This window comes from Thermodesulfobacteriota bacterium, from assembly GCA_040756475.1.
Lineage (GTDB): Bacteria > Desulfobacterota > Deferrisomatia > Deferrisomatales > JACRMM01 > JBFLZB01.
This window is the reverse complement of sequence record JBFLZB010000118.1, coordinates 1-14116: the sequence shown is the minus strand read 5'-3', so window position 1 is coordinate 14116 and position 14116 is coordinate 1. Positions and strand designations below refer to the sequence as shown.

13 protein-coding genes and 1 pseudogene are annotated in these 14116 nt (G+C 72.5%); all 14 read right to left on the bottom strand.

The annotated features are described in order from the left end of the window. On the bottom strand, positions 1-860 hold an 860-nt coding region (locus AB1578_15785; protein ID MEW6489363.1), incomplete at its 3' end, for a universal stress protein. Positions 861-943: 83 nt separating this feature from the next. After that, entirely contained in the window at positions 944-1831 is an 888-nt protein-coding gene (locus AB1578_15780; GenBank protein ID MEW6489362.1) for a phosphoribosylaminoimidazolesuccinocarboxamide synthase, read from the bottom strand. A 31-nt stretch (positions 1832-1862) separates the two neighbouring features. Further along, a complete protein-coding gene (greA, locus tag AB1578_15775) occupies positions 1863-2333 on the bottom strand; it encodes a transcription elongation factor GreA (GenBank protein MEW6489361.1) in 471 nt (156 codons plus the stop codon). 249 nt (positions 2334-2582) lie between these two features. Continuing rightward, positions 2583-3959: a TatD family hydrolase gene (locus AB1578_15770; GenBank protein ID MEW6489360.1), complete on the bottom strand. Its 1377-nt coding sequence runs from the start codon at positions 3957-3959 to the stop codon at positions 2583-2585. Continuing rightward, complete coding sequence (gene metG, locus AB1578_15765; GenBank protein MEW6489359.1) at positions 3956-5497, bottom strand: methionine--tRNA ligase; 1542 nt, start codon at positions 5495-5497, stop codon at positions 3956-3958. Before metG ends, AB1578_15770 begins: the two co-directional genes overlap by 4 nt. Beyond that, entirely contained in the window at positions 5490-6659 is a 1170-nt protein-coding gene (locus tag AB1578_15760; protein ID MEW6489358.1) for a stage 0 sporulation family protein, read from the bottom strand. The genes metG and AB1578_15760 overlap by 8 nt, the downstream gene beginning before the upstream one ends. After that, complete coding sequence (holB, locus tag AB1578_15755) at positions 6656-7612, bottom strand: DNA polymerase III subunit delta' (protein MEW6489357.1); 957 nt, start codon at positions 7610-7612, stop codon at positions 6656-6658. The genes AB1578_15760 and holB overlap by 4 nt, the downstream gene beginning before the upstream one ends. Before the next feature lie 94 nt (positions 7613-7706). Further along, positions 7707-8384 carry a dTMP kinase gene (gene tmk / locus AB1578_15750; protein ID MEW6489356.1) on the bottom strand — a complete coding sequence of 226 codons (678 nt, stop codon included), beginning with the start codon at positions 8382-8384 and terminating at the stop codon, positions 7707-7709. A gap of 12 nt (positions 8385-8396) precedes the next feature. Beyond that, a complete protein-coding gene (locus AB1578_15745; protein ID MEW6489355.1) occupies positions 8397-9458 on the bottom strand; it encodes an NAD(P)H-dependent glycerol-3-phosphate dehydrogenase in 1062 nt (353 codons plus the stop codon). Further along, on the bottom strand, positions 9455-9973 hold the full coding sequence (gene rsfS, locus AB1578_15740) for a ribosome silencing factor (protein ID MEW6489354.1): 519 nt from the start codon (positions 9971-9973) through the stop codon (positions 9455-9457). Before rsfS ends, AB1578_15745 begins: the two co-directional genes overlap by 4 nt. Continuing rightward, the gene (gene nadD / locus AB1578_15735) at positions 9970-10626 is read right to left on the bottom strand and encodes a nicotinate-nucleotide adenylyltransferase (GenBank protein MEW6489353.1); all 657 of its coding nucleotides are present in this window, start codon (positions 10624-10626) and stop codon (positions 9970-9972) included. Before nadD ends, rsfS begins: the two co-directional genes overlap by 4 nt. Before the next feature lie 5 nt (positions 10627-10631). Beyond that, positions 10632-11888, bottom strand: a complete 1257-nt coding sequence (locus AB1578_15730; protein ID MEW6489352.1) for a glutamate-5-semialdehyde dehydrogenase — start codon at positions 11886-11888, stop codon at positions 10632-10634. 93 nt (positions 11889-11981) lie between these two features. Beyond that, a pseudogene (proB, locus tag AB1578_15725) lies at positions 11982-13103 on the bottom strand (glutamate 5-kinase). Next, positions 13093-14112 (bottom strand): GTPase ObgE, encoded by a 1020-nt coding sequence (gene obgE, locus AB1578_15720; GenBank protein ID MEW6489351.1) that lies wholly within the window; start codon positions 14110-14112, stop codon positions 13093-13095. Before obgE ends, proB begins: the two are co-directional and overlap by 11 nt. Between the last annotated feature and the right edge of the window lie 4 nt (positions 14113-14116).

Below are 14116 nucleotides of genomic sequence, written 5' to 3'. Positions count from 1 at the left end.
CCGGCCACAAGCACGTCGCAGGGAGCGCGCCGGGCCGCCGCCTCGGCCACGGAACCCAGCAAGAGGTGGCGCAGGGGGCCACGGCCCCGGCTCCCCACGGCCAGGAGGTCCGCCGAGAGCTCCCGGGCCGTCGCCAGGAGGACCTCCCGGGGGCGCCCCGGCTCGACCCGGACCGCCATCTCCGCTCTGCCCTCCCACTCCCGGGCCCACGCCCGAGCCCACTCCCGCACCCGGGGTTCCAGCTCCTGGGCCGCCGCCGAGACCTCGCCGGTGGCGGGCAGGCCCAGGGTGTCGAGCACGTGGCACGCCGTAACCTGCGACCCGGGTTCGGCCAGGCATAGCGCTTTGGCCAGGGCGCGGCCCGACGCCTCGGAGAAGTCCACCCCCACCACCAGCCGGCGGTACCCGGAAGGCGGCGGGCGACGCACCACCAGCACCGGCACGGGGCTCCGCCGGATCACCCGCTCCGCCGTGGAACCTAGGAGGCGGTCGGGGGGCGGGCCCCCCACCACGACGAGCTGCGCCCCCCGGTCCCGGGCGGCCCGGACGATCTTGGCCGAAGCCTTCCCTTCGGCCACGTCCCCCCGAACCGGGTACGCGGTGAGCTCCGGCGCCCCGAGCAGCCGGTCCAGCCCCTCCCGCGCCTCACGGCGCGCCTGCCCCACCCAGCGGCGCAGCACCGGGAGCAGCGTCCCCGAATCCTCTTCCCCCGAGAGGGCCTCCACCACGTGGAGGACGAAGCACGCCCCCCCCAGCCGGGCCGCCAGGCGGCCGCCCGCCTCTGCGACGGCCGGGGAGATCTCCGTCAGGTCCACCGCGGCGACCACGGCGACGTCAGGTTGGGGCGAAGTCGTTTGCACGTTGCACGTTGTATGTTGCGGGTTGCTCGTTGCAGGCGGTGCGCCGTTCATCCGACCCCCGCCCCCTGACCCCCGACTCCCCGTCACCTCGTCAGGATCTCCAGGATCTCCCGGTAGCGGCGCGAGGTCTCAGCCACCACGTCGTCGGGCAGGGCGGGACCGGGGGCCTTCTTGTTCCAGCGAAGGGTGTTCAGGTAGTCGCGCACGTACTGCTTGTCCAAGCTCTCCTGGCCCTGCCCCACCCGGTAGCTCGCGGCGGGCCAGAAGCGCGACGAGTCCGGGGTGAGCACCTCGTCGATGAGGATCAGCGCGCCGTCCAGGAGTCCGAACTCCATCTTCGTGTCGGCGATGAGGATGCCCCGGGCCGCGGCCTCCTCGGCGCCGCGACGGTACACCGCGAGCGAGAGCTCCCGAACCCGGCGGGCCAGGTCGCGCCCGATGAGCTCCTCTGCCTTCTCGAAGGGGATGTTCTCGTCGTGGTCTCCGAGCTCCGCTTTGGTGGAGGGGGTGAAGAGGGGCTCGGGCAGGCGGTCGGACTCCCGCAGGCCCGGGGGAAGGGGGATGCCGCACACGGTGCCGGAAGCCTGGTACTCCTGCCATCCCGACCCCGCCAGGTAGCCCCGGACGATGCACTCCACCGGCAGCGGCTTGGCCTTGCGCGCGAGCATGCTCCGCCCCCGCAGGACCTCGGCGTGGGGCCGCGTCTCGGGGGGAAAGTCGTCCAGGTCCACGGAGAGGAGGTGGTTGGGAACCAGGTCTCGGGTGCGCCCGAACCAGTGGGCCGAGAGGCGGGTGAGCACCTCCCCCTTGCCCGGGATCGGGGTGGGCAGCACCACGTCGAAGGCCGAGAGGCGGTCGCTCGTGACGATGAGGAGCTCGCTGCCCAGGTCGTAGATGTCGCGCACCTTGCCGCGGCTCACCCGCCGCAGGCCGGAGAGCTCGGTCTCGAAAACGGGCTTCGGGGCGGTCATGGGTTCCTCCGTTCTTCGTTTCTTCTCTCGGTCAGTCGAAGATCTCCAGCACCTCGTACTGCATCGTGCGGCCGGGCGCCTTCACCACGACCTCTTCTCCGGTTTCCTTGCCGAGCATGGCCCGGCCCAGGGGGGACGAGATGGAGATGCGGCCCTGGTCCACGTCGGACTCGTGGGGCCCGACGATGTGGTAGACCTTCTCCTCCCCGGTCTCCACGTCCTCCAGGCGCACCCAGGCGCCGAAGACCACCCGTTCTTTGGGGCCGGGGCTCACGTCGACGATCTCCGAGCTCGCCAGGCGCGTCTCCAGGTCGCGGATCTTGGCCTCGATCCACCCCTGTTTCTCCCGGGCCGCGTGGTACTCGGCGTTTTCCGAGATGTCGCCGTGGGATCGGGCGGCCTGGATCTCCTTGATGATCTGCACCCGGTCCTCCCGCTTGAGCTTCTCCAGCTCCTCCCGGATGCGCGCATACCCGTCGCGGGTCATGGGGGAACGACTCATGGGACCCTCCGTCCGGACACTGCGACGAAACCCGGCTCTCGCAAAGGCGCAAAGAACGCCAAGAATGGCGAGAACGGAGTCTTCCTCGCTCGCTGTGGATCCAAGTAGCGCCCCCTGGATCCGCTGTAGGAGTTGTCGTGCTTCCTCGTCATCATCATCGCTATTCTTTGCGCGCTTTGCGCCTTTGCGAGAGACGGCCCTTCGGTCTTCCCGCAACGCACACTGCCGGCGCCCTCCCCCCTGCCGCGCCTACCCCACCTCGTCGTATTCTCGAACCCGAAACCCCACTCCCAGCTCGTGTGCCACCCGCCGGCAGGCCTCCAGGTCGATTCCGGGCACCGCCACGACCGTAGCCGTCACCTCGGGCAGGCACTCCCGGGCCCGGCGCAGGAAGGCGAGCACCGCCGGGTAGGCCCCTTCCACCGCCGGCCGGCACAGCCGCTCGTAGGTCGCCGCGTCGGGGGCGTTGAGGCTCACGGATACGGCGTCCACTAGCCCCGCGAGCTCGGCGGCCACGTCGCGCCCGTGGACGAGGCTCGCGAGCCCGTCGGTGTTGACCCGGATGCGGCGGGCGCCCCGGCGGCGGAGCTCCCGGGCCAGGGCCAGCACGGCGTCGAGCCGCAGCAGGGGCTCACCGAAGCCGCAGAAGACCACCTCATCCCAGGCGGCGGCACCCCCCTCCCCCTCCACCGCCGAGAGGACCTCCTCCACCCCGGGCTCCCGGGCCAGGGTCAGGTCGTGGCCCTTGACCTCCCGCGACCTGTTCTTGGCGCAAAACGCGCACCGGTTGGTGCACCGGTCCGTCACGTTCAGGTAGAGGCTGCGGCGGATCGGGTACGCGAGCCGGGGGCCCTCGGCCTCTCCCACCCCGAAGAGCTCCCGGCTGGCCCGCGTGGTGACCCGGGCCACGTCTTCGAGCTCGAGGCCCCGCAGGCGGGCGACCTCCCCGGCCGTGTGGACGACGAACGCCGGCTCGTTGCGCTTGCCCCGCAGGGGCTCGGGCGTCAGGTAGGGGCAGTCCGTTTCCAGGAGCACCCGTTCCAGGGGCGCCGCGGCCACCACCCGCCGGAGCTCCTCGTTGCGCGGGTACGTCACGGTCCCCGGGATCGAGAGGTGGAACCCCAGGGCCAGCACTTCCCGGGCGAAGGCCTCGTCCCCCGAAAAGCAGTGGAAGACGCCCCGCAGCCCCCCCCGGGCCTCGTCCCGGAGGATCCCAAGGGTCTCGGCGTGGGCCTCCCGGTCGTGGACCACCAGGGGAAGCCCCAGCTCCCGGGCACGCACCACCTGCTCCCGAAACCACCGCTCCTGGTCGGCCCGGGGAGAGCGGTTGCGGTAGAAGTCGAGGCCCACCTCCCCCCAGGCCACCACCTCGGGGGCGCGGGCCAGGTCCGCCAGGTCGTCCAGGTCCGCCCCGGTCAGACCCGCCGCGTCGTGGGGGTGCACCCCCACCGTGGCCCACACCCCCGGGTTCGCCCGGGCCAGTGCCACCGCCGCCCGGCTGTCCCTCGGGTCGACCCCCACCGTTATGACCGCCCCCACCCCCGCATCCCGGGCTCGGGCGAGGACGCCCGGGAGGTCGGCGCGCAGGCCCGCCTCGGTGAGGTGGGCATGGGTGTCGACGATCACGCCCGCTCGATCCGGGGAAAGAGGCTCTCCCCCCGCTCGGTCTGCACCCCTGCGGGCAGGCCGCCCCAGTCCCGGAGCTCCTCGAGCCGCCCCTCGTCGGCGGGTCGCTGCACCCCCAGCCGCCGCCACAGCTCCCGCCCGGTCTTGGGCAGGAACGGGAAGACCAGGAGCCCCACCGCCCGCAGGGCCTCGCAGGCGTTGTAGAGAACCTGGTCGAGCCGGCCGGCCCGTCCCGGGTCCTTGGCCAGGGTCCAGGGCGCGGTGGCGTCCACGTACCGGTTCACGAGGCCCACGTATCCCCAGATCGCAGTGAGCGCCTTGTGGAAGGCCAGCTCCCCCATGGCCTGGTCCACGGCCTCCAGGACGCCCGTGAGGCTGTCGCGCAGCTCCTCGTCCAGGGCCTCGCTCCCGAAGGAGACGACCCGCGGGACGACCCCCTGGCGGTACTTGTCGAGCATGGCCAGCACCCGGGAGACCAGGTTCCCGAGGTCGTTGGCCAGGTCCGCGTTGATCCGGTGGATCAGGGCTTCGCGGCTGAAGTCGCCGTCGAGCCCGAACGGCACCTCCCGGAGCAGAAAATACCGGAAGGCGTCCACCCCGTACTCGGCCGCCATGGCCCCCGGGTCCACCACGTTGCCGAGGCTCTTGGACATCTTCTTGCCCTCCACCGTCCACCACCCGTGGGCAAAGACCTTCCGGGGAAGCGGCAGGCCGGCGCTCAGGAGGAAGGTGGGCCAGTAGACGGTGTGGAAGCGCAGGATGTCCTTGCCGATCACGTGGACGGCCTGGGGCCAGAAGGCGGCGAAGTCGCCCCCTTCGTCGGGAAACCCCAGGCCCGTGATGTAGTTGATGAGGGCGTCGAACCACACGTAGATCACGTGCTCGGGGTCCCCCGGCACGGGGATGCCCCAGGAGAAGCTCGTGCGCGAGATGGAGAGGTCGCGCAGGCCCTCCTTCACGAAGGAGACGATCTCGTTTCTCCGGCTCACCGGCTGGACGAAGTCGGGGTGCCGGTCGATGTGGTCGAGGAGCGCCTGCTGGTACTTCGACATGCGAAAGAAGTAGCTGGGCTCCTTCAATCGCTCGGTGGGCCGGTTGCAGTCGGGACAGTTGCCCTCCATGAGCTGGCTCTCGGTCCAGAAGGTCTCACAGGGGGTGCAATACCAATCCTCGTACTCCCCCAGGTAGGCGTCGCCCCGGGCCTGGATGCGGCGGAAGAGCTCGTGCACGGAGCGCCGGTGGGCCTCCTCGGTGGTGCGAACGAACCGGGTGTGGGAGATTTCCAGCGTTTCCCAGAGCTTTTGGAAGCGCGTCACCACCCGGTCCGCCAGGTCGATGGGCTTCTCCCCCCGCTCTGCGGCGGCTTTCTCCACCTTCTGGCCGTGCTCGTCGGTGCCCGTGAGGAAGAACACCCGGCAGCCCGCCGCCCGCTTGTACCGGGCCAGGGCATCGCAGGCTACGGTGGTGTAGGCGTGGCCGATGTGGGGCACGTCGTTGACGTAATAGATGGGCGTCGTGACGTAGAAGGTCTCAGCCATCGCTCTTCCTCTCGGCGGGTGGGGGACCTTTGCGCTTGCGGCGGCTCCGCCTGCGGCGGCTCCCGGGGCCGCGCTCCTCCCCGGAGGTCACGACCGGGGATTCAGCGGGGGCAACCGCCGGCGTCTGCCCGGCGCCACTGCCCTGGGGCTCGGCGGCGGTGGCTGCGGGCTCGGGAGCACCCGTGTGGGGTTGCGCCGCTGCATTCTGGCCCTCCGGCCGGGGCTGGCCCTCCGGTCGTAGCTGCCCCTCCCGGGGCGCCCGGTCCCTTCGCTCGGGCCGACCGGGTCTCTCCCGGCGAGGCCGCCCCTGCCGCGGGCGCCCCTCGGCAGGGGCATCGACAGGCTCCTCCGGCAGGGGCTCCTCTGGAAGCACGGACACGCGCCCGTGGTACTCGTCCACCGTGACCTCGAACTCCCGCCCCTCCCCGGCCAGCACGAAGGTGCCCTCGAGCACGTTGCGCCGCACCACCCGCCCCTCTCCCCGGGGCGTCTGCACGACCTTGCCGAGCTTGGGCATCTCCTGGCCGAGCTTCCGGTACATCTGGTGCTCGTAGGAGAGACAGCACATGAGGCGGCCGCAGATGCCGGATATTTTCCCGGGATTCAGGGAGACGTTCTGATCCTTGGCCATGCGTACGCTGATGGGGGCGAAGTCGGTGAGAAAGGTGGCGCAGCACAGCTCCCTGCCGCAGCACCCCACGCCGCCCACGAGCTTGGCCTCGTCGCGCACCCCGATCTGCCGCATCTCGATGCGGGTATGGAACTGGCGCGCCAGGTCGCGCACCAGGTCGCGAAAGTCCACCCGGCTCTCGGACGTGAAATAGAAGATGGCCTTGGAGCCGTCGAAGAGATACTCCACGTCCACGAGCTTCATGGGGAGCCCCGTCTCCCGGATGCGCTCGGTGCAGAACTGGTGGGCGTACCCTTCGAGCTCGCAGTTCTGCTCGTAGCGCAGGATGTCCCGGTCCTCGGCCCGGCGCAGCACCTTGCGCAGGCTCGGAGGAGCCTGGGAGGCCTCTCGGGGGGGGGCGGCCACCTGCCCCAGCGCCATGCCCCGCTCGGTCTCCACCACCAGCCAGTCCCCCAGGCCGCACTCCAGCTCTCCCGCGTCGAAGGTGTAGACGCGGCAAGCCTTCTTGAAGCGAACTCCGACGAGTCTCACAGGGCCTCTTCCCAGGGAGCATCCAGGGCGCCCAGGAAGTAGGCGTCCAGGGCGAGCTCCACGTTCACGTTGCGGTCGACGAGGTGCCGCACCCGGGCCAGGCCGTCCAGGGCCGCAGCCGCGGACCCGTCCACCCGTCCCGCCCGCGCCCCCTCCCGAAGCCGCGCGGCCAGCAGGTCTTCCAGGGCGTCGAGGCGGCGCCCCAGCTCCCCCCGGTCGGCGGCCCAGCGAGCTGCCCGGGCGAACCGCTCCGAGGCCGGAGCGCGTTCCCAATCCGTCCAGACCTCCCGGGCTTCTTCCTCCACCGCCTCGAAGGCCTCGGGCTCCCGCCCCCACACCGCCCCGGGGCAGCCGCCGGCGCTCCGGGCCATGGCCTGAGCCGCCTGCGCGGCCGTCCCCCCCGCTTCCAGCAAGCGCCGCACGTCCTCCTCGGGGATCGGGTCGAACCGCAAGGACTGACAGCGGGAGACCAGCGTGGGCAGGAGTTGGTTGCGGTGGTGCGCCAGGAGGACGATGTGGGTCCCGGGGGGAGGCTCCTCCAGGGTCTTCAGGAGGGCGTTGGAGGCCTCCCGGGTCATCCGGAACGCGTCGCGGATTATAGCAACCTTGCGCCCCCTTTCAAAGGACCGGTAGGCCAGGGCTTCCTGGAGCGCCCGTACCTCGGCGATGGGGATCGACGTTCCCCCGGGAACCACCCGGTGCAGGTCGGCGTGGGACCCGGCGGCCGCCTTCCGGCAGGGGCCGCACCGACCGCATGCCTCGGCCCGACCCACCGCCTCCGGGTCGGCGCACAGGAGCACCTGCGCCCACGCCGCTGCCACCGTCTCCTTCCCCACCCCGTCGGGCCCCCAGAAGAGGTACGCGTGGGGCACCCGGCCCGTGGCCAGGGCCCGCCGCAGCACCTTCAGGGGCCGCTCGTGGCCGAGGATGGAAGCAAAGGAGAGATCGGGCATGGGGTGGCTCTTGGCTCTTGGCTGTTGGGGTTGGCGCTTCGGACCGATCGGTCGGATCCGACCGATCGGTCCGATCCGTTACCCGTCTCACGCTTCACGTCTCACGCTTCACGCCCCCGTCCCCCGTCACCGCAAACACCTCCGCCACCTCCGCCCACACCCGCTCCGCTACGGCCTCGGGGGGGCCGGAGGCGTCGACGAGGCGCACCCGGTCCGGGAAGGCTTCGGCAAGGGCTCGGTAGCCCGCGCGCACCCGCTCGTGAAAGGCCAGGAGCTCGGCCTCGAAGCGCTCCTCCCGGGGGCCGTGGCTGCGGCGCTGGCGCTCCAGGGAGCGCCGCACCCCCTCGGCGGGGGGAAGCTCCAGCACCACGGCCCGCCGGGGCCACAGCCCCCCGGTGGCCAGGCGGTTGACTTCCCGCACGACCTCCAGGGGAAGTCCCCGGCCGTACCCCTGGTACGCCTCGGTGGCGTCGGCATACCGGTCGCAGAGCACCGCGCGCCCTGCCTCCAGGGCGGGGCGAATCACGGTCTCCACGTGGTGGGCCCGGTCGGCGGCGTAGAGGAAGAGCTCCGCCAGGGCCCCGGGGGGGTCGTCGCTCACCCGGACCAGGAGCTCGCGCACCCGCGCCCCCAGGGTCGTGCCCCCCGGCTCTCGGGTCGTCAGGGCGGACCACCCCGCCACCTCCACCCGCCGGGCCAGGAGGGCGAGCTGGGTGGTCTTGCCGGTCCCCTCGCCCCCCTCCAGGGTCACGAAGACGCCGCTGCGAAGCATGAGCGCAGGGGCTCAGGTGCCGAGGCCCGGGGACTCGGGAGCGCCCGGGGGCGTCTCCAGATCCCAGAACTCCCGCCGGGAAGGGCGCGCCATGAGGTCCTCCACCGCGCGCCGGGGGTCCTTCTCCTCGTGGAGCACCCGCCACACCTCCCGGGCGATGGGGACCTCGGCCCCCACCCGGTCCGCCAGCCCCACCGCCGCGTCGCAGGTCTGCACGCCCTCGGCCACGGCGGTCATGGAAGCCAGGATCTCCTTGAGCTTCTCCCCCCGCCCGAGCCGCAGTCCCACGGTGCGGTTGCGGGAGAGGTCGCCGGTGCAGGTCAGCACCAGATCCCCCATGCCCGCGAGCCCCAGGAAGGTCAGGGGCTTCGCCCCCAGGGCGGTCCCGAGTCGGCTGATTTCTGCGAGGCCCCGGGTGATGAGGGCTGCCCGGCTGTTGTGGCCGAAACCCAAGCCGTCGGAGATGCCCGCGGCCAGGGCGATCACGTTCTTCAGCGCCCCCCCGAGTTCCACCCCCACCACGTCGTCGTGGGTGTAGACGCGAAACGCCGGCCCCGAGAAGAGGGCCTGGAGCCGGCGCGCCGCCTCGGGATCGGCGCACGCGAGGCTCACCGCCGTGGGCACGCCCCGGGCCACCTCGGCCGCGAAGGAGGGGCCCGAGAGCACCGCGAGCCGCCGGGCGCAACGCTGCGGCAGCACCTCTTCCAACACCTGGTTCATGAGCTGGAGTGACCCGCGCTCGATCCCCTTGGAGGCGCTCACGACGAGGGAGTCCGGGGCCAAGTGGGGCGCCGCCCGCCCCATGACGCCGCGCACCACCTGGGAAGGGCTCACGCTCACCACCACGTGGGCGCCCGAGACCGCCGCGGCCAGGTCGGCGGTGGGGCGCACGTCTGCCGCCAGCCGGTGGCCGGGCAGGTAGACCCGGTTTTGCCGGGTCTCGGCCATCTCGGCCGCCAGGTCCTCCTCGAACACCCACAGGGCCACCCCATGGCCGCCCCGGGCCAGGAGGTCCGCCAGGGCCGTGCCCCAGGCGCCTCCCCCCACCACCGCGACCCGCGCCGGGGCCGTCACCGCCGCCCTCCCCCGGGAGTCCGGGTCTCGGGCAGGACCGGGCGGGGGGGCTCCAGGATCTCGGAGGGCAGCTCCACCCGCTCGGCGTCGAACCACAGGCCCTCCAAATCGAAGGCGGCCCGCACGTCCTCGTAGAAGACGTGGACGACGAAATCCCCGAAGTCCAGCAGCACCCAGCGCCCCTCCCGCAGCCCCTCGGTCCCCAGGGGCCGGCGCCCCCGCTCCCGCATGGCGTCGAGGACGGCCTGGGCGATGGATTGGACCCGGCGGTCCGAGGAGCCGCTGGCCAGCAGGAAGTAGTCGGCGATGGTCGTGAGCCGGCGCACGTCCAGGAGCAGGAGGTCCGCGGCCTTGTTGTCCGAGGCGGCCAGGGCGCAGGCGAGCACGGCCTCCCGGATCGGATCGGGCTCGGCATCCCGACCGGGCCCAGGGGCGGAGACCGGCTGCGCCGGTGGCCGAACCCGGGGAGCGGGCCGGGGCCGAAGGGTTCGGTGCGGGGCGGGCTTCGGGCTCATGTGAGGCTCCCGGAAAACCAGTGGGGGTGTTCGCGCCCGAGCCGCTCGAGCTCGCCCCGGACGGCCTCGGGCACCAGGTAGCGCACGGAACGGCCCTGGACGAGGGCGCGGCGGATGGCAGTGGCGGAGACGTCGAGCAGGGTGACGGGGACGAAGCGCACCTCCCGGCCGGACCGGTGGCGCAGCCCCCCGGGGGTGGGGGTGAGCTCTCCCTCCAGGGCAGCGGGGGGCGCAGGCGGTGCGGCGTCGGGCGGCCGGCTCATCACCGCCAGGTCCGCCAGGGCGAAGATCTCGGGGTAGCGGTACCAGGTGTGGATCTCCCGGAAGGCGTCGGAGCCCACCAGGAACCACAGGCGGTCCCCGGGGGCGAGGCCCGCCCGGAGCTCCCGCAGGGTATCCACCGAGTAGCTCGGCCCCGGCCGGCCGAGCTCCAGGTCCGAGATCCCGAACGCAGGGTTTCCCTCCACCGCCCGGCGCAAGAGGTCCAGGCGCACCTCCGGGGGGGCCACGGCGCGGGCGTCCTTGTGGGGGGGGAGCTTGGCCGGGACGAAGAGCACCCGCGCGAGGCCCAGGGCTTCGCGCACCTCCTCCGCGGCCCGCAGATGCCCCAGGTGGACCGGATGGAACGTGCCGCCGAAGATCCCGAGCTCCAAGGCGCCTAGTCCCGCACCTGGCCCTGGCCGTACACGATGAACTTGGTCGTGGTGAGGTCCTCGGCCCCCATGGGGCCGAAGCTGTGGATCTTGGTCGTCGAGATGCCGATCTCCGCCCCCAGCCCGAGCTGCTGCCCGTCGCTGAAGCGGGTGGAGGCGTTGACCGCCACCACCGAGGAGTTCACCTCGTCGAGGAAGCGCTGGGCGTTGCCGTAGTCCCGGGTGACGATGGCCTCGGTGTGGAGGCTCCCGTAGGTCTCGATGTGGTCCACCGCCTCCTCCAGGGAGCCCACGACCCGCACGGCCAGGATGAGGTCCAGGAACTCCGTGCCCCAGTCCTCCTTCCGGACGGGCACGGCGCCGGGGATGAGGCGGCACGTCTCGGGGCACCCCCGCACCTCCACCCCGGCGGACGCGAGCGCCGCCCCGACCCGGGGCAGGAAGGCGCTCGCCGCCTCCCGGTGCACCAGGAGGGTCTCCAGGGCGTTGCACACCCCGGGGCGCTGGGTCTTGGCGTTGAGGACGATGGCCTGGGCCATCTCGAGGTCGGCCGAGGCGTCCACGAAGACGTGGCACACCCCCTTGTAGTGCTTGATGACCGGGATGCGGCTGTTTGCCGTGACGAACCGGATGAGCCCCTCCCCACCCCGGGGAATGATGAGGTCCACGTAGTCTTCGAGCTGGAGGAGCTCGAGCACCGCGTCCCGGTCCGCCACCCCCACCACCTGGATCGCGCCCTCGGGGACCCCCGCCGCGGCGGCGGCCCCCTCGAGCACCCGGGCGACGGCGCGGTTGGAGTGGAGCGCCTCGCTCCCTCCCCGCAGGATCACGGCGTTGCCCGCCTTGAGGCACAGGGCCGCCGCGTCGGCGGTCACGTTGGGCCGCGCCTCGTACACGATGCCGATCACCCCTAGGGGAATGCGCTTCTTGCCCACCAGGAGGCCGTTGGGCCGCTTCCACATGCGGACCACCTCCCCCACCGGGTCGGGCTGGGCGGCGACCTCCCGCAGGCCCTGGGCCATGCCGTCCAGGACCTTCTCGGACAGGGTCAGGCGGTCCACCAGGGCGGGGGCGAGCCCGGCCGCCCGGGCGGCCGCGAGGTCGACGCGGTTGGCCTCCTGGAGCTCTTCCCGGGCCTCCTCGAGGCCGTCGGCCATGGCCAGGAGCGCCCGGTCCTTCACCGAGCCCGGGAGCCGCGCCAGCGCCCGGCTCGCCCGGCGGGCCCGGCGCCCCATCTCCACCAGATCGTCTCGCAGGCTCATGCGCTCATCCTCTCCCGCGGCGGGTCATGCCTCCGGCCCCTCCGGGGCGCCGTTGCAGCGCGGCGCAGACCGCTCGGGGGCCTGCGCCGGCAACAACACGACGAGGTCGTCCCGGTGGACCACCTCGTCGGTAAACTTGTAGCCGAGTCTAGCAGCGATCTCCCGGGTTGCCAACCCGGCGATCCGGCGGATTTCGTCGGCGGCGTAGTTGGTGAGGCCCCGGGCCACCTCGGCCCCCGCCGGGTCCACCAGGGCCACCGCGTCCCCCCGGTCGAACTCCCCCTCGACCCCCCGGATGCCGCTGGGCAGAAGGCTCTTGCCCTGGGAGGCGATCGCCGAGGTCGCGCCCGGGTCCAGGAGCAGCCGCCCCAGGGGCTTCACCGTGTACGCGATCCAGTGCTTGCGCCGCCGCAGCCGGTCGGCCATGGGCGGGAAGTAGGTGCCCAGCGGCTCGCCCCCCATGATGCGCGCCAGGGCGTGGGGGGTCTTGCCCGAGGCGATCACCGCGGCGGCGCCCCCGTGGGTGGCCCGCTTGGCAGCCAGGAGCTTGGTGCCCATGCCCCCCGTGCCCACCCGGCTCTTCGAGCTCCCCACGAAGGCCTCCACCGTCTCGTCCACCGCCTCCACCCGCTCCACCAGCCGGGCGTCCGGGTGCACCTTGGGGTCCCGATCGTAGAGGCCCGCGATGTCGGACAGGATGACCAGGCACTCCGCCTCGACGAGGTTCGTTACGAGGGAAGAGAGGTTGTCGTTGTCCCCGAACTTGATCTCCTCGACCATCACCGTGTCGTTCTCGTTGATGACCGGCACCACCCCCATGCGAAACAGGGTGAGCAGCGCGCCCTTGGCGTTCTGGTAGCGCCGCCGGTTCTCCAGGTCGTCGCGGGTCAGGAGCACCTGCCCCACCGTGAGCCCGAGGTCCCCGAAGACCTCCCGGTAGGACCACATGAGGTTGATCTGCCCCACCGCCGCCACGGCCTGGACCTCGGGGATCGCCCCCGGGCGCGCGCGCAGGCCGAGCCGCGCCAGGCCCGCCGCCACCGCCCCCGAGGAGACCAGCGCCACCTCCACCCCCCGCGCCCGTAGCGCCGCCACGTCCTCCCCCAGGGAGCGGAAGATGGAGAGGTCGAGCCCGCCGGACGGCCCGGTGAGCACCTGGCTCCCCACCTTCACCACGAGGCGCCGCACCCCCCCCAACTCCCGGTCACTCCCCATGGGAATCCTCCTGCCTTGCGCGCTCCACCAGGTGGCCGATCTCCCGCACCAACTCGGTCAGGCCGAACCCGCTCACCGCCGAGACGAGGCGAAGCTCCACCCCCTCGGCCCCGAAGGCCTCTTGCAGCGCGGGAAAGCCCTCCCGCACCCCCGTCACGTCGGCCTTGGTCAGGACAACCCGTTCGGGCCTCTGGGTGAGGACGGGGTCGAAGGCGGCGAGCTCCGCCCGAAGCGCCCGGTACTTCTCCAGGGGGTCGCGGCCGTCGGTGGGGTCGATCAGGTGCACCAGCACCCGGGTGCGCTCGATGTGGCGCAGGAACTGGATGCCCAGCCCCACCCCCCGGTGGGCTCCCTCGATCAGGCCCGGAATGTCGGCCACCACGTAGGCCTTGCCCTCCGCCCAAGAGACCACCCCCAGGTTGGGTACCAGGGTGGTGAACGGGTAGTCGGCAATCTTGGGGCGGGCGGCCGAGATGCGGGAAATCAAGGTAGACTTGCCCGCGTTGGGAAAGCCCAAAAGGCCCACGTCGGCCATGAGCTTGAGCTCGAAGCGCACCCTGCGCTCCTCGCCCTCCAGGCCCGGCTGGGCGAACCGCGGCGCCCGGTTGGTGGACGTCGCAAACCGCGCGTTTCCCTGGCCCCCCATCCCCCCCGCCAGGAGCACCACCTCCTGTCCCGGGGCCGTGAGGTCCGCCAGCTCCTCCCCGCTCTCGGCGTCGTACACCACGGTGCCGACCGGCAGGTGGAGGCGCAGGTCCTCCCCCCGCCGCCCGGAGCGCCGGCTCCCCCCGCCCGGCTGCCCCGGCGGGGCCCGCATGGCCTTGTGGTGCCGGAAGTCCAGGAGCGTTCCCAGGCCCGGGTCCCCCACCAGGACGACGCTCCCCCCGTCGCCCCCGTCCCCCCCGTCGGGCCCCCCCATGGGGACGAACTTCTCCCGCCGGAAGGAGACCGCCCCCGCGCCCCCCTTCCCCGACCCCAGCACCAGCTCCACCTCATCGATGAACTTCATGTCA

Excerpts from the sequence above, each read along its gene's own strand:
- obgE (MEW6489351.1), bottom strand. The coding sequence starts at position 14,112 with ATGAAGTTCATCGATGAGGTGGAGCTGGTGCTGGGGTCGGGGAAGGGG.
- rsfS (MEW6489354.1), bottom strand. The coding sequence starts at position 9,973 with ATGAGCCCGAAGCCCGCCCCGCACCGAACCCTTCGGCCCCGGCCCGCT.
- holB (MEW6489357.1), bottom strand. The coding sequence starts at position 7,612 with ATGCCCGATCTCTCCTTTGCTTCCATCCTCGGCCACGAGCGGCCCCTG.
- AB1578_15780 (MEW6489362.1), bottom strand. The coding sequence starts at position 1,831 with ATGACCGCCCCGAAGCCCGTTTTCGAGACCGAGCTCTCCGGCCTGCGG.
- AB1578_15730 (MEW6489352.1), bottom strand. The coding sequence starts at position 11,888 with ATGAGCCTGCGAGACGATCTGGTGGAGATGGGGCGCCGGGCCCGCCGG.
- tmk (MEW6489356.1), bottom strand. The coding sequence starts at position 8,384 with ATGCTTCGCAGCGGCGTCTTCGTGACCCTGGAGGGGGGCGAGGGGACC.
- metG (MEW6489359.1), bottom strand. The coding sequence starts at position 5,497 with ATGGCTGAGACCTTCTACGTCACGACGCCCATCTATTACGTCAACGAC.
- greA (MEW6489361.1), bottom strand. The coding sequence starts at position 2,333 with ATGAGTCGTTCCCCCATGACCCGCGACGGGTATGCGCGCATCCGGGAG.